This is a genomic window from Brucella sp. GW823-FHT04E01 (genome assembly GCF_058796175.1).
On record NZ_JBXAIK010000001.1, the window covers coordinates 60773 to 87297 of the forward strand.

Here is a 26525-nt window from a genome sequence, read left to right on the forward strand (position 1 = left end):
CCGGCCTTTGGCCGGGTTTTCTCGTTTCAGAGGCTCAGAGCAATGGTTCTATCTGTTTGCCTGCCTTGAGGAAATTGACCGGATTGATCGCCCGGCCGTTTTCGCGGACTTCATAGTGCAGATGACTGCCGGTGGAACGTCCGGAACTTCCTGCCTCGCCGACAATGACTCCCGCGGCAACCTGTTGACCGTCGCGTACCAGAACGCGGCTCAGATGGGCAAAACGGGTCGAGAATCCATTACCATGATCAATTTCGACCATATTGCCATATCCGCCAAAGCGACCTGCCTTTACAACCTTGCCCGCTGCGGTGGACTTCACCGTCTGACCGTATGCCGCACGAAAGTCGATACCGGAATGAAACGCAGCCGTACCTAGAAATGGATCACGGCGCACGCCGAACAGGCTGGTAACGGGTTTGCCCGGAGCCGGATTGGCCAGGGGCAGGGCGCTTACGCGTTTGCGTACCTGATCAAGCCGATCAAGCGCGCTGTCGAGATTGCGCAATTGCATGTCGAAATCATTGACCACCATACCGGGCGACGAAACCGGGATAAGCGGCCCGCCCATTGCAACAGCCGCATCGGCAGGCGTTTCGATACGCAGCCCGGCGGCGTTCAAAGTATCGAGGATGCTGTCGGCCTTTTCATAGGCGGCGTCAGCCAGAACACGCACCTTGCCATTCTGCTCGCTTTCGATGCGATGAAGGTTCTGGGTGATCGTGGCCAATATCTTGTCGGAAGTCTCAAGTGTCGATTCACCCGAAAGTCCGCCAGAAAGACGCAGCCCTATGGAGCCGGCATCGGCGCGGCGATCAGGCTTTCCTGCAGGTGTCTTTCCGGGTACGGGACCGGTAATGATCGGGTCTACACCTGGATATTCACGTCCTGCCAGCGCGTCATCGGGGATAAGCTGGCTATGCTGCTCCTGATCAGGCACGCCTTCCGCCGGCATTTCCGGCATTGGCTGCAATTGCGAAGCTCGTTCCAGCAGAGGTGCGAGTTTTCCGTCGCGCGCATTCAGCGTTTGCTGGCGCTGCATCAGTTCGGCGACCTTGTTCTCCATCACCTGCTGATCGAGCATTTGACGGCTGGTGATGCGATCAACCTCGGTGCGAAGGGCTGAAATGCGGTCCTCATAGAGCTGCTGGTTGCGGGCATGGCGCGCAATACCGGCGCTCATCAGGTCGTCGCGAAGCACCAGATAGGCAGTTGCTCCCAGATACCCGGCCGAAAGCGCCAGAAACGCAGCACCCCCAAGAGCGGCCATCCATGGACGAAATGTGAAATGGCTGATCTTTTCGCCGCGCGCAATAATCAGGACAGGCAGTTCCTTGCGCTCTCCGAACACCTTTTTCGTCGATGTCTTTGCCTGATTCCCAGTCATGCCAGCCGCATGCCCCTTCTCGATTCCCTTGTTTGATTACAACTTATTAGGGTTAACAGACCTTTACATTCGAGGCTTGCGCGGGCCATGCGAGCAGTTTTGTTTTTACTGAAGAGTTTAAAGAAACGACTAGATGGATACCGGTGATAAAGAGCGGTAGAAAGACGGCGTCAGCCCAGCTTCGGCACGTGCCAGTTCATTGAACGGTGGTTTGAGTTCGCCACGGAAATTGGCGCGAACCAGTTCGCGAAATCGCGCTGCCGGATCGATTTTGTTTCGGGCGCAGAAGAAACGAAACCATTTAGCGCCAACAGCGACATGGGTTTTCTCGTCATTGTAGATGACGTCAAGAATTGCTGCAGTCTCGTGGTCGCCGGTTTCGATCATCTTCTCAAGCAGAGATGGCGTGACATCGAGCCCGCGCGCCTCGAGTATGAGCGGCACGACAGCGAGACGGGCCTCTAGATCGTTGCGGGTCTGGTGAGCAGACTGCCAAAGCCCATCGTGGGCAGGCATATCGCCATAGTCTGCGCCAAGTGATTTGAGACGATCACGCAGCAGCGTGAAATGCCGCGCTTCGTCGTCGGCGACTTTCATCCAGCCATCGAAGAAACTGCGCGGTATTGGTTTGGCCGCAAAACGGGCAACGATGTCGAGCGCAAGATCGATGGCGTTCAGTTCGATATGGGCGAGCGCGTGCATCAGCGCAATGCGCCCGTGTTCCGTGTTGAGCGACCGCTTTTTCAACATGCGGGGAGGCACGAGTTCCGGCTTTTCAGGGCGTCCGGGACGCTCAGGCAAAGGCGGATCGAGAGGGCTGCGAACCGACAACGTGCGACCGAACCAGCGAGCAGCGGTATCTCGCGTCAGCCTGACCTTTTCGTCGAGATCGCTGGCGGATATGGCGCGGATGGCATTACCGCGCAGTGTCTGGTCGTATGATGGCTTGCGTGTCATCGCTCAAAGCGCGCGTGCGGCGTCCAGAACCGCCCCGGCATGGCCGTCGACTTTGACCTTGTTCCAGACTTGAGCGATGCGTCCTTCTGCATCGATCAGGAATGTCGTGCGTTCCACGCCCATATATTTGCGGCCATACATGCTTTTTTCAACCCACACGCCATAGGCTTCGAGCGCTACACGATCTTCATCGGCAGCAAGGTCGACGGTCAGATCGTGCTTCTTGCGAAATTTTGCATGTTTCGTCGCGCTATCGGGAGAAAGACCGATGACGCGAACGCCGACCTTGTCGAACTCCGGCTTCAGCAGCGAGAAAGCAATCGCTTCCTTGGTGCAGCCGGACGTGTCGTCTTTCGGATAGAAGTAGATGACAACCGGCTTGCCTTTGAGAGACGACAGGGAGATTTCGCCATTATCCGAAGGCAGAGTGAAATCGGGTGCCGGATCGCCAACTTGGGGATGAGCCATATCTGCGCCTTTCTTTTATGGATTAGGATGGAAACCACCTGTTACAGTCTGAGCTATCGCATTCAGGCAGGGCTTGTGCAACCATTGATGCTGGCGTCACCGCGATGTCGGTTGAAAGGCGCAAGGCTGCCTATGCATGTATGCGATGCGGACAGGAAGCAATTATAAAACAGATAATTACGATCACTTAATGAAGTAAACTCTGAAGGGTCGTATGGAATGGCACTCTTTTTCTGGCTGGGTTGTTGACAGAGAAACCGCAGAAGATCCGCTTCAGCAAGCGGGACATGAAAAGAATCGAGCGTCTCGCCGCTGACGGCGAGGGTGGCTTTTTGCCCGGCCCGGCCCGTCCGAGCCGTTCTTTTTTATCGCGCTGTTCCCATGCGATTTTGTCGATCTGTATCCTTCTGGTTCTCATAGTAGGTGCCGGTTTTGTCATCCTTCGCAGCGGTGTCGATAGCAATCTTCTGCGTGACGAAGCACAGAAAAGCCTGACGCATATTCTCGGTGAAGGTGCGTCCGCCTCCATCGGGAGTGCGGCGCTATCGCTGGATCAGGATAGTCACGTTGCGCTCGAAGCCCGTGATGTATCGATCGCTGATCCGAAACAGGGCGTCGAAATCAGAGGAATCAAATCTGTGCGCCTGGGGCTGGCGCCGTTGCCGCTTTTGACCGGCAAGGTACGTGTTGCTCAGCTCGAGGTGGATGGCGTTTCCTTTGAAATGCCAGAAACGAAAGGTCCGGGATTCTGGAAGTCCTTGCCTTACGACGAACATGGCATTGTCGATTTCGATGCGGTTTCGGGTGAGCTTTTCGCTGCCATGCGCCGCAGTCTGGAGCTTTTGCGTGCGCAGGACACGCATGTCATAGGCATTTTCAACAGCACCGTTGCATTCAAGGTTGGCGATGAACAGCAGGTTCTGGATATCGAACAGGCCCGCCTCATCGAAAATGGTGGGAAGATCGACATCACCGGCAGCGTCATCTGGAAAGGCAAGAAAATTGCACTGGATGGCAAGATCGACCGGCATGCGGGTGACAACAGTCTGGCCGGCTTCGAGCTGAATGTCCGCGATATTCCCGTTGCATTGGGTTCCCCGCCAGAAGTTTCTCCCGTCATAAATGGCAATCGTGTCAATCCGGCCCATTTCGAACTGGAAGCATCGGCACGCTTGTCCTTGACAGGATCGGCTGCCGATGGCGATCAGCCGGAACGTCTTGCAACAGAACTCGCTGTCGACGGCATAGATATGCAGCTCGGCAAGGTTGAAGACGTGCGTGGTGGTATTCGCCTTAATCTTGAACATACGGTAGGAAGCCGCAAGATCGAGATCAAGTCGTCCCGGCTGCAGCTTGGCGGAATGCAGGCACAGTTCAACGGAGCATTTGGTCCAGAACCCGAAGCTGAAAACAATACGGGCGGTCCGACATATCGCTTCGAGGTTCTGACCACTTCGGCGACGAGTATGCCATCGGAATCGACCGATCCGCCGCTATCCTTCGCAACACGGATAGCTGGGCGCTATATGGCCGACCAGCAACGCATCCAGTTTGCCAATCTCGATGTGCAGACGGAAACCGGTCGGCTCTTTGGTCAGGGAAGCATGGGCTTCGGTGCCGGTTCGCCGGAGATGATCTTCCTGCTGCGCATTCCTCAAATGCCGGTTGCAGACGCCAAGCACCTATGGCCCATCGATGTTGCGGATGGCGCACGCGAATGGGTGCTTAAAAACCTCTTTGGCGGAACTCTTAAAGACAGCCGCATCGATATTTCGCTCGCAGGCGGTCGTTTCAACGGACCCGGTCTGCCACCACCGCTGACTGGTGACGAAATCAAGGCTGATTTCAAGGTTTTCGATACACGTTTTGATGTCGTTGGAGAACTGCCGCCCGTGCGCGATGCCGATGGTGAGATATCGGTTCGTGGCGCCTATACGACCATCAAACTTTTGAAAGGCGTGGCCTACACGCCAAACAACCGTAAAGTTGATGTGTCTGACGGCACGCTCATCATTCCATGGGGGCCACAACGGCCGGTTATCGCAGAACTGGATCTCGGTGTTTCCGGTGAGGCATCGGCAATCGCTGAAATTGCCGGGAACAAGCCTATCGACGTTTTGAAGAATGTGCCGTTTCTGCCCGGCGACGTGACCGGTGATGTGAAGTCGCGCGTTAAGGTAAACTTTGCCGTTTCCAAGGATCCGCCGCCCGGCACGCTTCGCTGGAACGCTGACATTGGCTTCACCGGTCTCGACATTTCGAAGCCGATAGCCGGATCGTCCGTCAATGATGCGACAGGCAGTATCAAAGTAGATCAGTCGGCGGCCATTATTACTGCCGATGCAAAACTGGATGGTGTTCCTGCAAAAATCAGCATGGTCGAGCCCGTCAATCGTTCGGGTCCGGTCAAGCGCGAGCAGAAGGTCAAGCTGGATATCGACGACAAGACCCGTGATGCAGTCTTTCCCGGTTTGAATTCCATCTTCTCCGGCCCCATGTCTGTTGATCTTGGGATGGATGATGGCGGCAAGCGCCATGTTTCAGCCGATCTCGGCAAGACGCAGATCGATCTGCCATGGCTCGGATGGCGCAAAGGGGCAGGCATACCGGCGAAGGCAACCTTCGATCTGGTCCAGAGCGCGGACGACAAGAGCAAGATGGACATCAATAATCTTGTCTTCTCTGGCGATGCCTTTGGAGCGAAGGGCGATCTTTCCATTGCGAAAGGCGATTTTCAATCGGCGAGTTTCAGCGAGATACGCCTGAACCGAAACGATAATCTTGCAGTCAAAGCGACCAAGAGCGGCGGCGGCTATCGGGTTAATGTGCGTGGTTCGCAGTTCGATGCGCGGGCTCTGATCAAGCAGGTTTCCGACCTTGGCGAGAAGGGCAGCGGCGGCGGTAAAAGCAATAATCCGCGCGTGGTCGTGAGCGCTCAGATCGATGCAGTCAGCGGCTTTAACGGTGAAGCTTTAAGCAATGTCGCTGTCTCCTACGAGAGCGCGGGCAGCAAAGTATCGGGCGTATCGGTCAATGCTGTAACGTCGTCTGGCGAATCCTTTGTGGCAACGAACAATGACCAGGGCGATGCGCGCTCCATTTCGCTGCAATCGAATGATGCAGGAGCGGTTCTTCGGTTCTTCGATTTCTACGACAAAATGCGCGGTGGCAAGATCACGGTTGGTCTCGCCGCACAGGGCAACGGCCCATTGCGTGGTCAGATCGATGCGCGCAATTTTGCGATCATCAACGAACCGCGTCTTGCGAAAATCGTTTCCAGTTCGCCATCAAGCGGCGGCACAAGTCTCAATCAGGCCGTAAAAAGGGATATCGATGTTTCGCGCGTTGATATCGAGCGCGGTTTTTCGTTGATTGAGAAGGGCAACGGTTATCTGAACCTGTCCAAGGGTGTCGTTCGCGGTCCGACCGTCGGCACGACCTTCCAGGGAACGCTCTATGACAAGCAGGGCAATATGTCGATCACCGGCACATTCATGCCCGCCTATGGTGTCAATCGGCTGTTCGGCGAACTACCCATCTTTGGCGCGCTGCTCGGAAATGGTCGCGATCGCGGCTTGATCGGAATCACTTACAAGCTTACTGGCAGCGCCAAGCAGCCGCAGGTGGTCGTCAATCCGATCTCCGTCATCGCGCCGGGCATATTCCGCTCAATCTTTGAGTTTTGATAACAAAAAAACCGGGCGCGAGGCCCGGCTTTTTTTGGTTCAGTTGTCGCCCGTTTTATGCCGGGCGGATCAGTACATGGCGTTTCTTGCCAAGAGACAGCTTGATAACGCCCTGATCGTTCAGTGCACCAGCATCTACGGTCATGCGAGGATCGCTGACTGGTTCGTCATTGATACGTACGGCGCCACCTTCAACGTGACGGCGCGCTTCGCCATTAGTCGTGCAGAGTTCGGCCAGAACCATCAGCGCCAAAACCCCGATGCCGCTGTTCAGCGTTGCCTTGTGAACGCCGACTGTCGGAAGATTTTCCGACAGTTCGCCATCCTCAAAAGTCTTGCGCGCTGTTTCTGCGGATTCCTCGGCCGCATCGCGACCGTGGAGCATGGCCGTTACTTCCGTCGCGAGGATTTTCTTCGCTTCGTTGATTTCGACGCCTTCGAGCGCCGCCAGCTTGGCAATTTCGTCCAGCGGAAGCGTCGTGTAGAGCTTCAGGAAGCGCTCGACATCGGCGTCCTCCGTGTTGCGCCAGTACTGCCAGAAATCATAGGCGCTCAGCATTTCAGCGTTCAGCCAGATTGCGCCGCCAAGCGACTTGCCCATCTTCTGGCCCGATGCTGTCGTTAGCAGCGGCGAGGTGAGGGCATAAAGCTGCGGGGTTCCCATGCGGTGACCGAGATCGATACCGTTGATGATATTGCCCCACTGATCCGAACCGCCCATCTGCAGACGCAGATCGTAGCGTTTGCTCAGTTCCACAAAATCGTAGGCCTGAAGGATCATGTAGTTGAATTCGAGGAATGACAGCGACTGCTCACGATCGAGGCGCGTCTTCACCGAATCGAACGAAAGCATGCGATTGACCGAGAAATGACGGCCCACATCGCGCAGGAATTCCAGGTAATTGATGTTGCGCAGCCAGTCGGCATTATTGACCATCAGGGCATCGGTGGCGCTGTCACCAAAGGTGAGGTAGTTGGCGAAGACGCGCTTGATGCCGGCAATGTTCTCGGCAATCGTATCTTCGGTCATCAGCTTGCGGGCTTCGTCCTTGAAGGACGGATCGCCGACCATGCCGGTGCCGCCGCCCATCAGCGCAACAGGCTTGTGCCCGGTCTGCTGGAGCCAGTGCAGCATCATGATCTGGATCAGACCGCCCGCATGAAGGCTTGGAGCCGTAGGATCGAAGCCGATATAGGCCGTCACGGTTTCCTTGGCCAACAATTCGTCGAGGCCACTTTCATCGGATATTTGATGAATGAAGCCACGCTCGGAAAGCGTGCGAAGAAAATCGGATTTGAAACCGGACATTCCTTTTCCCTGACTGATAAGGCGAAGTTGAAACTGGTCGCAAGCGGCTGCTTGCACCCCTGTGATATGTCCGCCTTTAGCACCAATCAACCGCCAATAACAAGGAAACTCCCGAATTGATGGGTTGCGAACCAGTAATTTGGCTTCATTGCTCGTTGAGCGCATCCCCGAAAAGTGTGAAACGGTTTTCGGATAAGATGCGCGTCAGAAAACAGTTGGAGCACAGATCTGATTCAATCAGACCGAAACGCGCTCTAGTGTTGCGCCGTGTTCGAAAACAGATTGAGCACAATAACACCGGCAATGATCAATCCCATGCCGAGCACTGCCGCGAGGTCGAGCTTCTGGCCGAACACCAGCCAGCCGATCAGGGCCACGAGCGTGACGCCGATCCCGGACCAGACCGCATAGGCGATCCCGACAGGAATGCTCTTCAAGGTCATGGAAAGAAAATAGAAAGCCAGACCGTAAGCGATGACAACGATCAAGGACGGCCCAAGCCGTGTGAAGCCTTCTGATGCCTTGAGGCTAAGCGTTCCGATGACTTCGGACACTATGGCGATAGCAAGAATGGCATAAACCGGCATGTCACGCTCATGAGATGGATTTGAGAAAACGAATCATTGGATCGCGATGGTAGCATCGCATAAAAAATCCGGCGGGAGACCCGCCGGATGAGACGCTGAAAATCTGGAAAACGACAGCTGAATTTCTTGTAAGCTTAACGCAGGCGCTTCGGACGCGCTTCGACCAGTTCGCCTGCAAGGCGGCGATCCAGATACTCTGCGCAATCCTCGATGAGCTCATCGCCCTGACCGGTGAAGAAGTGGTTCGCGCCCGGAATCGTCGTCTGGGTGATCGTGATACCCTTCTGGGTTTTCAGTTTGTCGACCAGAGCCTGCACATCCTTTGGCGGCGCCACCTTGTCCTGATCGCCATGGATGATGAGACCGGACGAAGGGCAGGGTGCGAGGAAGGCGAAATCATATGTATTCGGCTGCGGCGCAACCGAAATAAAGCCTTCGATTTCCGGGCGGCGCATCAGGAGCTGCATGCCGATCCATGAACCGAACGAGTAACCGGCGACCCAGCACGTCTTGGAATCCGGATGCAGCGCCTGCACCCAGTCGAGTGCGCTTGCAGCGTCCGAAAGCTCGCCCGCACCATGATCGAATTCGCCCTGACTGCGGCCAATGCCACGGAAATTGAAGCGCAACGTGGTGAAGCCGCGCTGCTGGAACATGTAGAAGAGGTCGTAGACGATCTTGTTGTTCATCGTTCCGCCGAACTGCGGATGTGGATGAAGGATAAGCGCGATTGGAGCATTCTTTTCTTTGGAAGGCTGATAGCGACCTTCGAGGCGTCCGGCAGGGCCGTTGAAAATGACTTCTGGCATGTGTACTCCGCTCGTAACGGGAAGACCGGACTGGGGCGGCGAAACTTGACGTCGTTGGACGCCGCTTCTAGAACCGGTTGGAAATTTCGACAGACTGAAAGCGAGTTTCAGTTCCTATGGGGGCTTAATAGGCTTTTCTTGATTGAAAATTCAAGAAAATTGCGCTTCCAGAATTTTGTTTAGGAGATAGGTACGGTGAACGGGAGCGGCAAGAGGCTCTATCTGGATTATAATGCCAGTGCTCCGTTGCTTGATGAAGCACGCGAAGCGGTTATCAATGCGCTCGGCATTACCGGCAATCCATCTTCCGTGCATCGTGAAGGCCGCGCCGCGCGTGCGCTCGTCGAAGCAGCGCGCCGCAGCGTTGCAGCGCTCGTCAATGCCAGGCCAGACCATGTTTTCTTTACGTCGGGAGCAACGGAAGCCGCGTCGACGCTGCTGACACCCAATTATATGATGGGACGTTCGCCGGTCCGCCTGTCACATCTTTACGTGAGTGATACGGAACACCCTTGCATGCTGTCTGGAGGGCAGTTTGCAGCGCAGGACGTCACCGTTCTACCGGTTGATGGAAATGGCATTGTACAACTCGATGCCCTGAAAACTGCGCTTGCCGGTCATGACAAAAGCCAGGGGCTGCCACTCGTGGCCATACAGGCCGCCAACAATGAGACCGGCATCATCCAGCCGATTGCGGAAATTGCCACTATCGTGAAGGCTGCGGGCGGCATTTATATCGTCGACGCAGTCCAGGCGGCAGGACGCATTAAATTAGATATTTCAGATAATTGTGGTGATTATCTCATAATTTCTTCGCACAAGATTGGCGGCCCGAAAGGCGTCGGTGCAATTATCGCCATTTCCGACCTCATGATGCCGCGCGCGCTTGTTCGCGGCGGCGGTCAGGAAAAGGGGCATAGAGCGGGAACGGAAGCTCTGCCGCTGATCGCAGGTTTCGGTGCTGCGGCAGATACCGCTAAGACACGACTGGACGGCGAGGGCTGGTCCCCGGCGATGCGGGACAGGCTGGAGGTCGGGTTGGAGGCGATCGCCCCGGATGCGGTGATCTATGGCAAATCGGTCGGCAGATTGCCGAACACGACCTTCTTTTCCCTTGAGGAGCAAAAGGCGGAAACCGTACAGATCGCCTTTGATCTCGGCGGGATTGCGCTTTCGGCAGGCTCGGCCTGCTCGTCGGGGAAAGTAGGTCCCAGCCATGTGCTGTCGGCCATGGGACATGGAGACAGCCTCGGGGCGATCCGCGTGTCACTCGAACCAACGGCCACACCCGATCAGGTCGATGCGTTTCTCGACGTGTTCCGCAAAATTATCGAGCGTCGCGCCAAGAAGGCGTGATTGCGATTCAAAAATCGAGGCCGAGCTTCTGCTTTGCAGCGGCGATATAGCCCTCGTAGCGCGTTTTAAATTCTTCCCGCTTGGCGATATCAGCGGCGATATCGTCGGAAGCGCTGGCATTTGAAATGTTGAACTTGTCGTGGGCGTCCTGAAAAAACTTCAGCTGATTGATGGTGCGGCCTTCGTCGTTCACCTGTTGTTCGAGAAACTTTACATAGTCCTGCAGATTTTGGGTGTTCATTATGGTCTCCCTTTCCTTTGGCTATCTATGTTCCTACATGCACAAGGCAAGGGCGGGCATGATTCTGATAGGCTGCCCGGAAATTCCAATTCTTCAAAGAAAATCAAGGCGTCAAAGCCGGGATGTGTCGTCTGCGATCGCCGTTTCATCGGACTGTTTCATTAAGTTGATCGTTTTAATCGGCATTTTTAGGGGCAAATTTGAACCCGGTGCTTGAAATTCAGTTTAGAGAGGTTTTAAAGAAGGGCCACGCACACTATATTGAGGCGGTATTGTTCAAGACATATCACCTTGACGTTTGCAACTGTCGGGCCTTGACCCCGACGAGGATGGAGAACGCCAATGCCTGCAGTGCAGGAGACCATTGACCAGGTCCGCGGCCTTGACGTGGACCAGTACAAGTATGGCTTCGAGACGACGATCGAAGCCGAGAAGGCCCCCAAGGGCCTGAACGAAGATATCATTCGCTTCATTTCCGCCAAGAAGAACGAGCCGGAATGGATGCTGGAATGGCGTCTGAAAGCCTATGAACGCTGGCTTACCATGGAAGAGCCGACATGGGCTCGCGTCGATTATCCGAAGATCGATTTCCAGGACGCATATTATTATGCGGCGCCGAAAAACCAGTCCGGCCCGAAGTCGCTCGATGAAGTTGACCCGGAGCTGTTGAAGACCTACGAAAAGCTTGGCATTCCGCTGCGCGAGCAGGAAATCCTTGCTGGCGTTCGCAAGCAGGGCGAGCCGAGCGAAATCGATGGCAATCCTTCCGACAATGTCTATGCGTCCGGCCGCGTTGCTGTTGATGCCGTGTTCGACAGTGTGTCGGTGGTTACGACCTTCAAGGAAGAACTCGCCAAAGCGGGCGTAATCTTCTGTTCGATTTCGGAAGCGATCCGCGAACATCCCGAACTGGTGCAGAAGTATCTGGCTTCTGTGGTTCCTGTTTCGGACAACTATTACGCGACGCTGAATTCGGCTGTCTTCACGGATGGTTCGTTTGTTTACGTTCCGAAGGGCGTTCGCTGCCCGATGGAACTTTCGACCTATTTCCGCATCAACGAAAAGAACACCGGCCAATTCGAACGTACGCTCATCATCGCTGATGAAGGCGCGTATGTTTCCTATCTGGAAGGTTGCACCGCACCGCAGCGCGATGAAAATCAGCTGCACGCAGCTGTCGTTGAGCTGATTGCGATGGAAAACGCCGAAATCAAATATTCGACGGTCCAGAACTGGTTCCCTGGCGACAAGGACGGCAAGGGCGGCATCTACAACTTCGTTACGAAGCGTGGCGATTGCCGTGGCGATAATTCCAAGATTTCGTGGACGCAGGTTGAAACCGGCTCTGCGATCACGTGGAAATACCCGTCCTGCATTCTGCGTGGCGATAATTCGCGCGGCGAGTTCTATTCAATCGCTGTTTCGAATGGCCATCAGCAGATCGACTCGGGCACCAAGATGCTGCACCTCGGCAAGAACACGTCGAGCCGCATCATTTCAAAGGGTATTTCGGCCGGTAAGTCGAACAACACCTATCGCGGACAGGTTTCCGCCCATCGCAAGGCTGAAAACGCCCGCAACTTCACCCAGTGCGACTCGCTCCTGATCGGTAACGATTGTGGCGCGCATACGGTGCCGTATATCGAGGCGAAAAACGCCACGGCGCAGTTCGAACACGAGGCAACCACCTCCAAGATTTCGGAAGACCAGCTGTTCTATGTGATGCAGCGCGGCATTCCGGAAGAGGAGGCAATCGCTCTCATCGTCAATGGCTTCGTGAAGGAAGTCATTCAGGAACTGCCGATGGAATTCGCCGTCGAAGCCCAGAAGCTTATCGGCATCTCGCTTGAAGGTAGTGTCGGCTAACCGATCGCCTCTTTCCCAGTGATTTTTCTGGCCAGCCTTTTCCTGGCATTAGAACAAGGTTTACATTCATGCTTGAGATCAAGAACCTCCATGCAAAGATCGCCGACACGGATACCGAGATCATCCGTGGCCTGAACCTCACCGTGAACAAGGGTGAAGTTGCTGCGATCATGGGTCCGAACGGTTCGGGCAAGTCCACGCTTTCCTATATCCTCGCCGGTCGCGAAGACTATGAAGTGACGGAAGGCGACATTCTCTACAACGGCGAGTCGATCCTCGAATTCGATCCCGCTGAACGCGCCGCCAAGGGCATCTTCCTCGCATTCCAGTATCCGATGGAAATTCCGGGCGTTGCCACGATGGAATTCCTGAAGGTTGCGATGAACAGCCAGCGCAAGGCGCGTGGCGAACCGGAACTGAAGATCCCGGAATTCATCAAGCGCGTGAAGGACGCTGCTGGCAAGCTCAGCATCGACATGGACATGCTGAAGCGTCCGCTTAATGTCGGCTTTTCTGGCGGCGAGAAGAAGCGTGCTGAAATTCTTCAGATGCAGCTTCTGGAGCCGAGCCTCTGCGTCCTCGACGAAACCGACTCCGGCCTCGACATCGACGCGCTGAAGATCGTTTCGGAAGGCGTGAATGCCCTGCGTTCGCCGGACCGCGCCGTGATCGTCATCACGCACTATCAGCGTCTGCTCGAACATATCATTCCGGATAGCGTGCACGTGCTTTACAAGGGCCAGGTCATCAAGTCTGGTGACAAGAACCTTGCGCTGCACCTTGAAGAAAATGGTTATGCCGACGTAATCGGCGAAGCTGCCTGAGGAGGGATGGATCATGAATATCCAGACCGCCCCGGCTACCAAACCGCGAACGCCCGCTGAAAGCGCGCTGATCGACAGTTTTGCCGACCGCATGGGCGACCTGCCGGGCAATGGCGATGTTGTCGTTGCACGTGATGCGGCGCTTGAAACTCTCAAGGAGAACGGCATTCCGTCCCGCCGCGTCGAAAGCTGGCATTACACGGATTTCCGTACGCTTCTGAAGGGCGTGGCGCCATTCGATGCCGCTGCCGGAACACAGGCATTGCCTGCGCTCATCGCCGGTTCGTCCATCGCTGCCACAAGCAATGGCGTGGCTCTTGCCGCGAAAGCGCCTGAAGGTGTGTCGCTGACCCCGGTTCGCGAGGCGTTGGCCGACGGCTCGCTCGTCACCCAGCTTCGGTCGCGCGGCTTCGACGATACGATCGGCCAGATCAACGCTGCCTATGTCAGCGATGGCTGGATGGTTTCCATCGCCGATGACACCGAACTGGAAGCGCCATTGGAGCTTCAGAACATCCAGAAGGCCGGACAGGGACACACTCGTTTTCCTGTCCGCATCGGTGCAAATGTCAAGGGCACCATCGTGGAACGCCAGAACGGCGGCGAAGGCGATGCCTTCTCCACCTCTGTCAACCATGTGACCGTTGGCGACGGCGCTGAAATTCTCTGGATCATCCTGCGTGATTTCGGTCAGGCAACGCAGCTTTCGCAGTTCAATGCGACGATTGGCAAGGGCTCCAAGCTCACGCTCTATATCGTCAATGCGGGCGGCAAGCTGGTTCGTCAGGAAGTGCACGTCAATGTGACGGGTGAGGATTCCGACTTCGAGCTTCGCGGTCTCAATCTTCTGGCTGACGACACGCACACCGATGTCACCATGACGGTCGGCCATCTGGTGGAAAACACGCGTTCGACCCAGATCATTCGCAACGTGGTCAAGGACCGTGCGCGTGGCGTTTTCCAGGGCATGATCCGCGTTGCACAGATCGCCCAGAAGACCGATGCCCGCATGGCCTGCAACACGCTGCTGCTTTCGGATGAAGGCGAGTTCGATGCCAAGCCTGAACTCGAAATCTTTGCCGATGACGTGGCGTGTGGCCATGGTGCGACGGTTGCCGAATTGTCGAGGGACTATCTGTTTTATCTGATGGCACGCGGCATACCCGAAAACGAGGCACGTGGCCTGCTGATCAAGGCGTTCATCGCCGAGATTATCGAAGAGCTGGAAGACGAAACGCTGGTTGAGGCACTGGAAGAAGTGCTGTCCAACTGGCTCGCCACCCACGCCTGATTGATTGAGGCAGAGTGTGCAGATGCACGCTCTGCCTTTTCCTGCCGAAACGGCAAGAGGAACGATCATGGACCAGAAGAATCCGCTTGTAGCGCGCTATGACGTCGAGGCGATCCGTCGCGACTTTCCGATCCTTTCGAGAGAAGTGCACGGCAAGCCGCTGATCTATCTCGACAATGGCGCATCGGCGCAAAAGCCTCAGAGCGTCATCGACGCTGTAACGCACGCCTATTCCAACGAATATGCCAATGTTCATCGCGGCCTGCATTTTTTGTCAAATGCGGCAACGGATGCCTATGAAAAGTCGCGTGAGACGGTACGGCGCTTTCTGAACGCCGGTTCTGTGGACGAAATTGTCTTTACGAAGAACGCGACCGAAGCGATCAACACGGTCGCCTATGGTTATGGCATGCCGAATATCGGCGAAGGCGATGAAATCCTTCTGTCGATCATGGAGCATCACTCCAATATTGTGCCATGGCATTTCATTCGTGAAAGACAGGGCGCAAAGCTGGTCTTCACGCCGGTGGACGATGAAGGCATCTTCCATATCGAGGAATTCGAAAAGCGTCTGACGGAGCGAACCAAGCTTGTCGCAATCACGCATATGTCGAATGCGCTTGGAACGGTGACGCCGATCAAGAAGATCGTCGAGCTTGCCCATGCGCGTGGTATTCCGGTTCTGGTCGATGGCAGCCAGGGCGCTGTGCACCTGCCTGTCGACGTGCAGGATCTCGGCTGCGACTGGTATGTCTTTACCGGCCACAAGGTTTACGGACCATCTGGCATAGGCGTCCTTTATGGCCGTTCGGAAATGCTTGAGAAGATGCGTCCTTTCCAGGGCGGCGGCGAAATGATTGAGGAAGTGACGGAAGAAAACGTCACCTATAACCATCCGCCCCATCGTTTTGAAGCGGGTACGCCGCCTATCGTTCAGGCCATCGGTCTTGGCGCCGCGCTTGAATATATGGAGAAGATCGGTCGTCATGCGATCCTCGCCCATGAGGAAGACCTGCGCGATTATGCTCACGAGCAGCTCGGCCGGATCAACTCATTGCGCATTTTCGGCAATGCGCCGGACAAGGGAGCCATCATCTCGTTTGCGCTGGAGGGAATTCATGCGCACGACGTTTCGATGGTGATCGATCGGGCAGGGGTTGCGGTCCGTGCCGGAACACATTGCGCGCAGCCGCTCTTGAAACGCTTCGGCGTTACCTCTACATGCCGTGCATCCTTCGCCCTGTATAATACCCGTGCTGAAGTGGATGCATTGGCGGAAGCCTTGGAAAAGGCAAGGAAGTTTTTCGGATGACCGATATGGAACAGAAAGTTCAGGACAAAGCCGATACCGCGCCTGTCGAGGGTGGAGAAAAAGCCGAAGGCAATTCGGTGTTTTCCGCTTCTGCCATCCCGCAGGAAGACCTCCTGCGTATGACGGACGACATCATCGCGGCCTTGAAGACGGTTTATGATCCCGAGATTCCAGCCGACATCTACGAACTCGGTCTCGTCTACAAGATCGATATCGAAGATGATCGCACCGTGAAAATCGAAATGACTCTAACTGCTCCCGGCTGCCCTGTGGCAGGCGAGATGCCGGGCTGGGTTGAGAACGCAGTCAGCGCCGTTGAGGGTGTTTCCATGGTGGAAGTCACGATGACATTCGATCCACCTTGGACGCCGGACCGTATGTCCGAAGAGGCCCAGGTGGCTGTCGGCTGGTACTGAAATCTGATCGAAGCAAACAAAATGCGGCTCTTGAGCCGCATTTTTATTTCGTGGACACCTAGACGAAAATTTTATCATTCATCTTCCATTCAATCGCCAGCGCCTATTTTCAATGAGGCGGGAGTGCTGACTATGGAGGATGTAACGATGTCAGTCAGAAGCAGCCTAACTGCTCTTCTTGTTTTCGGTGGTATCATGTCTTTTTCGGCGCCGTCATTCGCTTTGCCAATGCCACAACCCACGAATACGCATGATGCCGGTAGTCTTGCGGAGCAGGTCGGGTGGCGGTGTGGGCCTGGCTGGCACATGAATCGCTATGGACGCTGTGTTCCCAATCGGGCCAGAGCACGTTGCGCCCGTGGCTGGCACTTGAACAGAAATGGCGTTTGTGTGCGAAACCGCCCTGTCCATAAGGTCTGCGCTCGCGGATATCATCTGACACCGCGTGGCTATTGCGTACGCAACTGGTAGTGTGCGTTTTCCTCCCGAAATCGCGACACGACTTCGGGAGGAGAGCCCGGTGGATCAAGACGGATCAAATTGCGCCCGACAGCACGGTAACGTTGGACTAGCGCACTTCAAGCACTTCTCCGGTGCGACGATCAATAACTACACGCATATCGTTGTCTCGACGGTCTATTCCTCGGACAATATACGCGCCTCTGCGTCGTGAAACGCTTTCGACTTCATCCATTCCCTCGCTACGTGCAATCCTCGCAGCCCGGCGTTCACTGATTTCATCCCGTTCTGAACGACGATCAGGAATAACCCGGCGGTCGCTGTCCGGGTTGACTTGAATACCATTAGGACCGATCTCAATACTTTGGGCCTGTGCGGGAACGGCTGAAACAAAAGCCGACATAATCACCATCGCCGCTGCCATTGCCGAAAATTTGTACATGGCACCTATCCATTGTTAGTTTTGCACCCGCCGTCGAAATGAACGAATTGGATCGATGCCGGTTCCCGTTCCGGCGGTCAACTCTCCTAACACGCTGAACATCCTGTGATTATGCCCATGTCGATCCGACCGACGGTCAAAACGATCTAGTATTTATAGGAAGACATTATCGTGATGCGGGCGCTGATCCCAATTGGCCAACAAACAGATTGTCGGGCCAAATCTGTGTGATTCCTTGGCCCGTTATGCTTAGGAGGCTTTTAGTCCTGTGGCTTTCACAGCCAAGGGGGTAGGCACCGCGCACGGTTTCGAAATTTGATGAAAGACGATTGCGGGTCTATAACCCGATTGCTGCTAATGTTGCTCCAACGCAAGAACCGTTAGTTATGGAGGTTCTGTCCATTACTCTCCGGGGGCAGAGGCCGAGGCTGATCACGATCAGGTCAACGCGGCAATGACAGAGTAGTCTTTCCGCACGCGATAAATCTGCCCGGACGCCAATAACCCTCTTCCGATCACGAACTCTGGTCTGGTTCAGGTGGGAACTGATCTATTTGGTGAATATCGAGCCTACTAATTGTTAGTCGCGAAGTAGGTTTGAAAAAAACCCCGCAAAGAACGATGATGTGGATACTCACCCGTGATAGTTATGGTTGTGATTTCTCTAAAAGTGTCACTGCATCAATTCGTGGTTGTGTTACCGCGGTCGGGGGCCAAGGGGTAATTTGGGTATCAATCAGCCTAAATCCTGCACGGTTTGCAAAGTGTCGCATCAACTTTTCAGAGAAAAAATTGCGCCAATGCGGTTCATCTTCATATGTCCCTTCGGGAAAATCTTCACAATTCGAGTAGTGCAAAAGAGCCCGTCCTCCAGGGCGCATAATGCGTGCAATTTCACTTAAGTATCCAATCACGTCGCTGGCTTCAAAGTGAACCATAGCGTCGTAACAAAATAGGGCGGTGACGGTTTCTGTTTTTATTTCGCGAAGGTCTACACCGTTGTTTACAGAGTAAAAGACATTAGAGTTCTGGGAAAACCGTTTGCGGCAAACATCAATGTTTTCCTTATTAATATCAATGACAGTAATGCGTCCGGCCCTGTTCACTATCTGTGCGGTATGGCGCCCGTGTCCGCAAGCCAACTCGACCACGTTTGTCAAGTCTAGTTGATCAAACATTCTCCTAAACAGACTGTCGGTGTTCCAAAAAATGCCGAGGTGATTTGGGTTGTCCACGCCTGCATAATATGGGGTGTCTATATGAACTTTTCCAAGTTTCTCTACGAATTGACTGTACAATCATTCGGATAACTGCAACCACAAGTAGATAAATTCTTGAATTTGCTGCTGTTCTTCATGTGAGACGCTTATCGCCGAGTTAACAGAGGCTACTATTCCAGCCTCGTGTATATCTGTGGCCGGCAGCCATGCATGCAATTGCGATTTGATTCGACAGGAACTGCGACCTTCCAGCAATGGCTTTTATCGCAGCTCGCGTGTCGCCCTGGTAGTACGAGAGTGCCAGGGCGATTTCGTTTTGCAGGTCATGCGCAACTGCATTCATTGCTCGGCTCCAGCGAAGCAGACACATAAGCCACCAAGCATGCCTGTGAGTTTATCGGGTTGCCCTCAGATGTTCCTATTACGTTCACGATGAGAATGGAGAGTCAACAGACTTTCGAAATGGTGTTGAATCGCTCACGTCTAGATGTGCAAGTTCAGGCTGAAAAGGTGAGGGAAAAGAAATGGGATTGTTAAATGGAATCAATGCCCCATTTGGGCCTACAGATGAGGGGATTATGTAAGTGAAACGACGCAATAAGCGATTGTTATAACTCATAAATTATCCCCAAAATGTGAGGATATTTGGTGCCCCCAGAGAGACTCGAACTCCCGACCCCCTGATTACAAATCAGGTGCTCTACCAACTGAGCTATAAGGGCACTTGCGCCCGATTAGCACAAATGCAGCGCGTGTAAAACGAAAATTCATCGCTAGCAGGTCATGGCAACCGGGTTTTTCATGTGATAGCCAATAGCGGGTTGGGGAAACAGTGGCAAACTTGTCAGAGTTGGCCAGATTCGGGACTGTAAATATGGAAGATAAATCGCTCGCGCTGCATTTTCTGTCGTCGGGAACCGAAGAATCACTTGTCGCCCAAAAAGAACTCGTTGCCCGCTACGGTCATGTGGCTGCTGAAGATGCCGATATCATCGTTGCACTTGGCGGCGATGGAACCATGCTTCAGGCGCTTCGCGATTTCATGAACAGCGGTACGCCGATCTATGGCATGAATCGCGGCTCTGTCGGCTTCCTGATGAACGAGTTCAGCGTGGATGACCTGCCGGAGCGCATTCTGGCCGCGCAGATGGAAACCATTCGCCCGCTTGTCATGGTCGCCGAAACAGAATCCGGCCAATCATTCGAGGCTTTGGCGATCAACGAAGTTTCCCTTTTTCGTCAGTCCTATCAGGCTGCGAAGGTTCGGATAACGATTGACGGCAAGGTGCGTCTGGACGAACTCGTCTGCGATGGTGTGATGGTCGCGACGCCTGCAGGTTCCACCGCCTACAATCTTTCAGCACAAGGCCCCATTCTTCCGCTTGAAGCGCCGCTTCTGGCGCTCACCCCGGTGAGTCCCTTCCGTCCGCGCCGTTGGGGTGGGGCGCTATTGCCGAAGCACGTAACCGTTCGCATGGATTTGTTGGAAACCGAAAAACGCCCGGTCAATGCGGTCGCGGACAATAATGAGGTCAAATCGGTCAGGGCTGTTACCGTGCGGGAAGCACCGAACAGCCAGGTGGCCATCCTCTTTGATCGAAATCATTCCTGGGACGAGCGCATCCTGACAGAACAGTTCAGGCATTAGTTTCAGCGTATAAGTGGCGCGTAATTCAGCTACGCAAATGCTCTTTGGCTTTTGATAATTTGAGTAAATTTGTTCAAGTTCCGCATTGATTTCGATTGTCGCAACACAATTGAAGCAATTTGATATCTTTCGATGGTATTTTGGTTGACTTTTGCACGCTGTGGACGTACGCGATGCTGCAAGAAAACGCATATTGCGTTGCAGACGCCTTATTCTGCCTTCGTTCCTGCGCCCGATGACGCGGCTGCAATGACAGGATGGGTGGAAATCATTTCCAAACCAAGAGAGCTGCGCCTCCATTGACGACATTTGCCGAACTCGGTCTTTCCCCGAAAGTGCTCGCTGCTGTAGAAGCGGCGGGATATTCTGCGCCCACACCCATTCAGGCAGGAGCCATTCCTCCAGCCCTTGAACGCAAGGACGTTCTCGGTATCGCGCAGACGGGAACCGGAAAGACCGCGTCTTTCGTGCTTCCGATGCTCACGCTTCTGGAAAAGGGTCGGGCGCGGGCGCGCATGCCGCGTACGCTCATTCTGGAGCCGACCCGCGAACTCGCAGCGCAGGTCGAGGAGAACTTCACCAAATACGGCGTCAATCATCGGCTGAACGTGGCCCTTCTGATTGGCGGCGTGTCGTTCGATGAACAGGAGCGCAAGCTGGAACGCGGTGCCGATGTTCTCATCGCGACACCCGGTCGCCTGCTCGATCATTTCGAGCGTGGCAAGCTGCTCCTGACCGGTGTTGAAATTCTCGTCATCGACGAAGCAGACCGTATGCTCGATATGGGCTTCATCCCGGACATCGAACGCATCTGCAAGCTCATTCCGTTTACGCGTCAGACCCTGTTCTTCTCGGCCACCATGCCGCCGGAAATCACCAAGCTGACCGAACAGTTCCTGCATTCGCCAACGCGCGTTGAAGTTGCAAAGGCTTCGTCTACGGCCAAAACCGTGACCCAACGCCTGGTGAAATCCAGCAAGAAGGATTGGGACAAGCGCGCGGTTCTGCGCGATCTCGTCCGTGCGGAAGGCGATACGCTCAAGAACGCGATCATCTTCTGTAATCGCAAGAAAGACGTATCCGAACTGTTCCGCTCGCTGACACGACACGAGTTCAACGCTGGTGCCTTGCATGGCGATATGGATCAGCGCGCGCGCATGACCATGTTGGCGAACTTCAAGGAAGGCAAACTGCAGCTGCTGGTGGCTTCCGATGTTGCCGCGCGCGGTCTCGACATTCCCGATGTGAGCCACGTTTTCAATTTCGACGTTCCGATTCACTCGGAAGACTATGTTCACCGCATCGGCCGCACCGGTCGCGCGGGGCGTTCTGGCAAGGCATTCACCATTGTGACGCCTTCCGATACAAAATATCTTGCAGCCATCGAAAACATGATCGGCGAGAAGATCGAATGGCTCGATGGTGATCTGTCCACCCTGCCAGCCTCTGATGAGGCAGACGATCCGCGCAAGAGCAAGAATGCACGCGGCAAAGGCAAGGATGCCAAGGGCAAGGACAAGCCGAAAGACAAGGCAAAGGCGAAGCCTGCCGAAGTTCTCGATCTTGCCGAACAGCCGCAACCAGTCATCGAAGCCAGTGAGCGCTGTGATGCGATCCGCGCTTCCAATGACGAACGCCGCGGCAAGCCGCAGCACGAACAGAAACGCCGTCGCGATCGTGACGATGACGGCCCGACGCCTGTTGGTTTCGGCAGCGACATTCCGGCCTTCATGCTGATTCCGACCGGAATCTGACCGAAGCAGTAAAGAAATGAATCAATCGGCTGCGAGGCTAGCGCTTCGCAGCCGATTTCTTTTTGGACCTGGTTTTTTCGCTTCGTAGCGCTGCATCATAGGCAAGGCGCGCCCAATGCGTCATCACTTCCGGATCGTCGAAAGCTTCACTTGGCACGCTCCAGTAAGGCATGGCGATTGGATCACCGCCCTTGCGACCTTCATAGGTCCATTGGGTGGCGCCTGCGTCAATGAAATCCGGGATGGTTACTTCGTCAGCCTTGAAGAGCAACTCGTCGCGAACGACGAGTGCAAAGATCAGGCCCTGATGATAAATGCCCTTGCCGCCAAACATGCGGCGGATGCTGATGGGGCCGAAGTCCTGCAACAGATCGCGAAGAGCTTCGTCATCCATTAGCTGACGGACCTTGTCTTGAGTTAGGCTGCGCCCTGCATCTGGCGGAGGCTTTCCGGGGAGGCCGCTTTGATTTCGACGGATTCGCCGCAGCCGCAAGCTGATGTCTGGTTCGGGTTGTTGAAGACAAAACCCGTCCGCAGCGTCGTTACTTCAAAATCCATCTGGGTGCCGAGCAGGAAAAGAACGGCTTCAGGCGCGATGAAGACTCTCGCGTCATCTTTCTCGATCACATCGTCGCCTGCCTTGGCTTCCGTGACGAGATCGATGGTGTATTCCATTCCGGCACAGCCGCCTTTTTTCACACCCACCCGGATACCAAGAGCGCCGTCCCGCGATGCGATGATCTCGCGAACGCGATCAGCTGCCTTGTCAGTTAGCGTCATGACTGCGAAACGGCCCATTTTCTCTCTTCCGGTATCGTGCTGGCATATGGACGGAGAATCGTCCAATCATGTCGCAACAGGCTGAGTTTCCTCTGCGCCTGCCACGTTTTCACTATAGTTAGTGTTGTAACATCATTACTGCAATACACCAAATCGGGAGCGCCCTCGACGCGTTCCGCAAAAACTTTGCTAGAAAGAGGAGAAGCGAATGTCGAATGACCGGATGAAACCTCTGATGCTGGCTGCTGTAATCGGCCTTCTGGGCACGGGGCTTGCAGGTATTTCGGCTGACAGCGCTTTTGCGCAAAATCCGCCGAAGGCTGCGCCCGAAGAAACGCCGAGAAACGTTCAGGAAAAGCATGACAACGCTTCCAAGCCTGTGGAGGAAACCAAGCCTTCCGAGCAGACGCAGGATGCTGCCGGAGGCGTGACAGTTCCGGATTATCGCGACGATCGCTCGACGCCACAGGCCCTGATCGAATCCTATTACAATGCGATCAATCGCAAGGAATATACCCGAGCCTACGGTTATTATTCCGAGGAAGGGCGTGAGCCGGATTTCAAGACCTTTGTAAAAGGCTATGAGAATACCAAGAGCGTGAAAGTCGCGCTGCGCAAGACTGATCCCGATCCAGGCGCCGGACAGATCTACTGGAGCCAGCCACTGGCCATCGAAGCCGAAACGGCGGATGGCAAGAAGGAAGTCTTTACAGGCTGCTACACGATTCACCTCACAAATCCGGCCATGCAGGAAGAGCCGCCGTTCAAGCCGATGCAGATCATGACAGGGTCTTTGACCAAGTCACCCCTTGAACTGGAAAAGAGCGTGCCGGAGACCTGCGAAGCGCCATAAGAAGAATGGCAGTATAGCCCTTGACCTTACCACGATGGGAAGCCCCATCTTATGTTCAGTCCTGAAAGGAGTGACTGAGTTGATGAAGTTTTCCATTCCCAAGATGAAGTGCGGCGGTTGCGCCGATAGCGTTACCGTCGCACTGCGCAAGCTCGATGCCATCGCACCAATTGAAATCGATCTCGACAAGAAAGAGGTCGAATTCGGCGGCAAGGTTTCGCAGGATGCCGTTCTTTCCGCACTGGCTGAGGCCGGTTATCCGGCATCGAACGCTCAATAATGTGATTTGAGGGGCGCTTGTTTCAAAGTGCTGCGAACGGTAGAGCCCATCCCGAAAAGCGTAAAACGGTTTCGGGCAGGCTGTGTGTCAAAACGGGCGCCGAGATGCCGGGGCGCGGAAAGCTTTCCGGCATCTTCATATCCAGATGCCGACAACTGTAGTGGGTATCAGTGAGCATAAATGCCGCAAATGCTGTGTTTCATTGACTGGACCCCCGATTTTTGCCACATCAACGGCAAATCTCGTTTATGGTGCTCTTTGTGCGTCCAAAAGGATGCACGGCGCTCCAATGGCATGAAACATCGCATTCCGCGACAAGGAAGGGTTTAGGGCTATGGCAGCCGATTTCCAGGATCTTCGCACAAAGATGGTTGACAACCAGATCCGTACGACGGACGTAACCGATCTGGCGGTTATCGATGCTTTCCTGACCGTTCCGCGCGAGGCTTTTGTTCCCGCAGCCCGTCAGGTTCTCGCCTATATCGATGAAGACCAGCTTCTGGAAAGCGAAGGCAAGCAGCCTCGCTACCTTATGGAACCTTCGCCATTCGCCAAGCTCGTGCAGCTCGCCCGTATCAAGAACACCGACGTGGTTCTCGATGTCGGCTGCGGCACCGGATATTCGGCAGCCATCCTCTCCAAGCTTGCTGGCTCGGTGATCGGTCTGGAAAGTGATTCCGTATTGTCGGCTGCTGCGACTGCCCGTCTCGCTGAATTCGGCTATGACAATGTTGTGATCGTTTCAGGCGAACTGCAGGCAGGCTATCCGTCGGAAGCGCCTTACGATGTGATCGTCATTGAAGGCGCTGTCGATTTCGTTCCGGACGCACTTCTCAGCCAGTTGAAAGACGGCGGACGCCTCGTTGCCGTTGAAGGCCGGGGGAACGCCGGAGTTGCGCGGATTTACGTTAAAGAAAATGGTGTTGCATCGGGACGCGGTGTGTTCAACACTGCGGTTCGTCCACTGCCGGGATTCGAGCGCGTTCCGCAGTTCGAATTTTAATTTTAGTGGATGATACAATTCTGCAACGCTGCGGAATTTGTTTGTGCAAGCTCTGGCGGGGGCAATGGAAATAACCGAATTTAGAGGTTATTAGGATTTGCCCGAACCGATCGGTTCGATAGTTGGATTCGTTTGTTCTTAATATGAGGTACCCGGTGTTCAAAACGTGCAAAGGACTGGTAGCGGCCGCAGCATTGTTGTCTGGCACCATTTTAACGGGGCAGGCGGCGTTCTCGGAGACGTTAACCGGCGCTCTCGTGAAGGCCTACAAGAACAATGCTAACCTGAACTACTCCCGCGCAGGTGTCCGCGTCACGGATGAAGGCGTGGCCATTGCCAAGTCCGGTTATCGTCCGCAGATTACCGGTTCTTATAACGTAGGGCGTGGCAAGACACCTTCAAGTCAGGGTTATCGCACGACAGGCACGTTCGGCATCGAGCTGAACCAGATGCTGTTCGATGGGTTTCAAACCAAGAACAATGTCGCCGCCGCAGAAACACAGGTCTTCGCCCAGCGCGAAAATCTCCGCAACGAAGAGCAGAACAGACTCTATGAGGCGGTAACAGCCTATATGGATGTCTATCAGGCTCGCCAGATCGCTGTTCTGCGTGAACGCAACCTTGCAGCCCTGAACGAACAGGTTCGTGCGGCTCGCGCCCGTCTCGATGTGGGCGAAGGTACGCGTACCGACGTTGCGCAGGCAGATGCCAGCCGTTCGACTGCCGTAGCGGCGTTGAATTCCGCACGTGCGGATGTCAAGTCGGCAGAAGCAACCTATGTGCAGGTTATCGGCGTTCAGCCGGACAAGCTTGCGACCGCAGCCGCAGCCAAGAACCTGCCGAGCTCGCCAAATCAGGCTTTCTCCATTGCGACTGCCGGACACCCGGGCATTCTTGCGACCCAATATGCCGTTAATGCCGCTGGATATAACGTGAAGGCCAAGGAGGGCGCTCTGCTTCCGTCCGTCGGCCTTACGGCAAGCGCCAGCCACCTTGATACTTATTCCGGCGAGGGCGGCTCGCAGACCGATGGCAACTCGGCGTCCATCGGCGTCGGCGTCAGTATCCCAATCTATACCGGTGGCCGTAGTTCGGCTCAGGTTCGCCAGTCCAAGGAACAGCTCGGTCAGGCACGTATCGAAGTCGACGTCGTTCGCGATCAGGTTCGTCAGGCTATCGGCTCCGCATGGTCGCAGCTTGAAGCTGCCCGCGCATCGGTCAAGGCAAATCGTGACGGCATTTCCGCCGCACAGCTTGCTCTTGATGGCGTCATTGAAGAGCGCAAGGTTGGACAGCGCACGACGTTGGACGTCTTGAATTCGCAAAACGATCTGATCAATGCTCAGATCGCTCTGGTCGAATCCGAGCGTAACGTTATTGTCGCCAGCTATGCTCTTCTCAATGCGACCGGTCGCATGACTGCCAGCCAGATGGGCTTGCAGGTCGCTCAGTACAAGCCGGAAGAGCATTACGAAGCCGTCAAGGACAAGTGGTTTGGTCTGCGCACGCCGGACGGTCGGTGATTGCTTGCAAGCATAGTGAGAATTGAAAAGGCACCTTCGGGTGCCTTTTTGTTT

The 26525-nt window shown here is 54.9% G+C and carries 25 protein-coding genes and 1 tRNA gene; 14 read left to right on the forward strand and 12 right to left on the reverse strand.

Translation table 11 applies throughout. From position 1 onward, the window contains the following. Nucleotides 1-34: 34 nt before the first annotated feature. The 3 genes from AC1RHM_RS00295 to AC1RHM_RS00305 all read right to left on the reverse strand — a co-directional run bounded on the left by AC1RHM_RS00295 (nt 35) and on the right by AC1RHM_RS00305 (nt 2812). Complete coding sequence (locus tag AC1RHM_RS00295) at nt 35-1387, reverse strand: M23 family metallopeptidase (protein WP_105529025.1); 1353 nt, start codon at nt 1385-1387, stop codon at nt 35-37. Between the two features lie 129 nt (nt 1388-1516). Beyond that, nucleotides 1517-2344, reverse strand: coding sequence for a ferritin-like domain-containing protein (locus AC1RHM_RS00300; RefSeq protein WP_105529026.1), 828 nt, complete (start codon nt 2342-2344; stop codon nt 1517-1519). Between the two features lie 3 nt (nt 2345-2347). Beyond that, a complete protein-coding gene (locus tag AC1RHM_RS00305) occupies nt 2348-2812 on the reverse strand; it encodes a peroxiredoxin (protein WP_105529027.1) in 465 nt (154 codons plus the stop codon). Between the two features lie 287 nt (nt 2813-3099). Here AC1RHM_RS00305 and AC1RHM_RS00310 point away from each other — a divergent pair, with 287 nt between their 5' ends. Next, nucleotides 3100-6498, forward strand: a complete 3399-nt coding sequence (locus AC1RHM_RS00310) for an RNA-binding protein (RefSeq protein ID WP_151606722.1) — start codon at nt 3100-3102, stop codon at nt 6496-6498. Nucleotides 6499-6553: 55 nt separating this feature from the next. On the opposite strand, the gene tyrS is transcribed toward AC1RHM_RS00310, so the two are convergent. The 3 genes from tyrS to AC1RHM_RS00325 form a co-directional block, all read right to left on the reverse strand. After that, nucleotides 6554-7807: a tyrosine--tRNA ligase gene (tyrS, locus tag AC1RHM_RS00315; RefSeq protein ID WP_010661278.1), complete on the reverse strand. Its 1254-nt coding sequence runs from the start codon at nt 7805-7807 to the stop codon at nt 6554-6556. Nucleotides 7808-8061: 254 nt separating this feature from the next. Further along, nucleotides 8062-8394: a DMT family transporter gene (locus AC1RHM_RS00320; protein WP_105529028.1), complete on the reverse strand. Its 333-nt coding sequence runs from the start codon at nt 8392-8394 to the stop codon at nt 8062-8064. Nucleotides 8395-8528: 134 nt separating this feature from the next. Beyond that, complete coding sequence (locus tag AC1RHM_RS00325; RefSeq protein WP_010661280.1) at nt 8529-9203, reverse strand: alpha/beta hydrolase; 675 nt, start codon at nt 9201-9203, stop codon at nt 8529-8531. 195 nt (nt 9204-9398) lie between these two features. Here AC1RHM_RS00325 and AC1RHM_RS00330 point away from each other — a divergent pair, with 195 nt between their 5' ends. Next, nucleotides 9399-10559, forward strand: coding sequence for a cysteine desulfurase family protein (locus AC1RHM_RS00330; protein WP_105529029.1), 1161 nt, complete (start codon nt 9399-9401; stop codon nt 10557-10559). 7 nt (nt 10560-10566) lie between these two features. On the opposite strand, the gene AC1RHM_RS00335 is transcribed toward AC1RHM_RS00330, so the two are convergent. Further along, nucleotides 10567-10800 (reverse strand): hypothetical protein, encoded by a 234-nt coding sequence (locus AC1RHM_RS00335; RefSeq protein ID WP_029924926.1) that lies wholly within the window; start codon nt 10798-10800, stop codon nt 10567-10569. Nucleotides 10801-11142: 342 nt separating this feature from the next. On the opposite strand from AC1RHM_RS00335, the gene sufB reads away from it, so the two are divergent. The 6 genes from sufB to AC1RHM_RS00365 all read left to right on the forward strand — a co-directional run bounded on the left by sufB (nt 11143) and on the right by AC1RHM_RS00365 (nt 16980). Next, nucleotides 11143-12666, forward strand: coding sequence for a Fe-S cluster assembly protein SufB (gene sufB, locus AC1RHM_RS00340; RefSeq protein WP_012092133.1), 1524 nt, complete (start codon nt 11143-11145; stop codon nt 12664-12666). A gap of 68 nt (nt 12667-12734) precedes the next feature. Next, nucleotides 12735-13490 carry a Fe-S cluster assembly ATPase SufC gene (sufC, locus tag AC1RHM_RS00345; protein WP_151577015.1) on the forward strand — a complete coding sequence of 252 codons (756 nt, stop codon included), beginning with the start codon at nt 12735-12737 and terminating at the stop codon, nt 13488-13490. A 13-nt stretch (nt 13491-13503) separates the two neighbouring features. Next, the gene (sufD, locus tag AC1RHM_RS00350) at nt 13504-14781 is read left to right on the forward strand and encodes a Fe-S cluster assembly protein SufD (RefSeq protein WP_043062139.1); all 1278 of its coding nucleotides are present in this window, start codon (nt 13504-13506) and stop codon (nt 14779-14781) included. Nucleotides 14782-14848: 67 nt separating this feature from the next. After that, entirely contained in the window at nt 14849-16093 is a 1245-nt protein-coding gene (locus AC1RHM_RS00355; protein ID WP_012092130.1) for a cysteine desulfurase, read from the forward strand. Continuing rightward, complete coding sequence (locus AC1RHM_RS00360) at nt 16090-16509, forward strand: SUF system Fe-S cluster assembly protein (protein ID WP_010661287.1); 420 nt, start codon at nt 16090-16092, stop codon at nt 16507-16509. Before AC1RHM_RS00355 ends, AC1RHM_RS00360 begins: the two co-directional genes overlap by 4 nt. A 228-nt stretch (nt 16510-16737) precedes the next feature. After that, on the forward strand, nt 16738-16980 hold the full coding sequence (locus AC1RHM_RS00365; protein ID WP_376752910.1) for a GCG_CRPN prefix-to-repeats domain-containing protein: 243 nt from the start codon (nt 16738-16740) through the stop codon (nt 16978-16980). A gap of 97 nt (nt 16981-17077) precedes the next feature. Here the strand turns inward: AC1RHM_RS00365 and AC1RHM_RS00370 are convergent, their stop codons facing one another. From AC1RHM_RS00370 to AC1RHM_RS00380, 3 genes are all read right to left on the reverse strand, one after another. Continuing rightward, nucleotides 17078-17410, reverse strand: a complete 333-nt coding sequence (locus AC1RHM_RS00370) for a PepSY domain-containing protein (protein WP_010661288.1) — start codon at nt 17408-17410, stop codon at nt 17078-17080. A 647-nt stretch (nt 17411-18057) separates the two neighbouring features. Beyond that, entirely contained in the window at nt 18058-18588 is a 531-nt protein-coding gene (locus tag AC1RHM_RS00375; protein WP_146113239.1) for a class I SAM-dependent methyltransferase, read from the reverse strand. 688 nt (nt 18589-19276) lie between these two features. Beyond that, nucleotides 19277-19352, reverse strand: a tRNA-Thr gene (locus AC1RHM_RS00380). A gap of 152 nt (nt 19353-19504) precedes the next feature. Here AC1RHM_RS00380 and AC1RHM_RS00385 point away from each other — a divergent pair. Together AC1RHM_RS00385 and AC1RHM_RS00390 are read left to right on the forward strand one after the other, a co-directional pair. Then, nucleotides 19505-20278, forward strand: a complete 774-nt coding sequence (locus AC1RHM_RS00385; protein WP_036583970.1) for an NAD kinase — start codon at nt 19505-19507, stop codon at nt 20276-20278. 299 nt (nt 20279-20577) lie between these two features. Next, the gene (locus AC1RHM_RS00390) at nt 20578-22032 is read left to right on the forward strand and encodes a DEAD/DEAH box helicase (RefSeq protein WP_492332336.1); all 1455 of its coding nucleotides are present in this window, start codon (nt 20578-20580) and stop codon (nt 22030-22032) included. 37 nt (nt 22033-22069) lie between these two features. Here the strand turns inward: AC1RHM_RS00390 and AC1RHM_RS00395 are convergent, their stop codons facing one another. Beyond that, nucleotides 22070-22426, reverse strand: coding sequence for a TfoX/Sxy family protein (locus tag AC1RHM_RS00395; protein ID WP_105529033.1), 357 nt, complete (start codon nt 22424-22426; stop codon nt 22070-22072). A gap of 23 nt (nt 22427-22449) precedes the next feature. Then, entirely contained in the window at nt 22450-22830 is a 381-nt protein-coding gene (gene sufA / locus AC1RHM_RS00400; protein ID WP_010661292.1) for a Fe-S cluster assembly scaffold SufA, read from the reverse strand. A 190-nt stretch (nt 22831-23020) separates the two neighbouring features. Here sufA and AC1RHM_RS00405 point away from each other — a divergent pair, with 190 nt between their 5' ends. The 4 genes from AC1RHM_RS00405 (at nt 23021) to AC1RHM_RS00420 (ending at nt 26471) form a co-directional block, all read left to right on the forward strand. Further along, nucleotides 23021-23665, forward strand: a complete 645-nt coding sequence (locus tag AC1RHM_RS00405; protein WP_010661293.1) for a hypothetical protein — start codon at nt 23021-23023, stop codon at nt 23663-23665. Between the two features lie 79 nt (nt 23666-23744). Then, nucleotides 23745-23945, forward strand: a complete 201-nt coding sequence (locus AC1RHM_RS00410) for a heavy-metal-associated domain-containing protein (protein ID WP_105529034.1) — start codon at nt 23745-23747, stop codon at nt 23943-23945. A gap of 334 nt (nt 23946-24279) precedes the next feature. Next, on the forward strand, nt 24280-24948 hold the full coding sequence (locus AC1RHM_RS00415) for a protein-L-isoaspartate O-methyltransferase family protein (protein WP_010661295.1): 669 nt from the start codon (nt 24280-24282) through the stop codon (nt 24946-24948). A 143-nt stretch (nt 24949-25091) separates the two neighbouring features. Then, on the forward strand, nt 25092-26471 hold the full coding sequence (locus AC1RHM_RS00420) for a TolC family outer membrane protein (RefSeq protein ID WP_010661296.1): 1380 nt from the start codon (nt 25092-25094) through the stop codon (nt 26469-26471). Nucleotides 26472-26525: the final 54 nt, after the last annotated feature.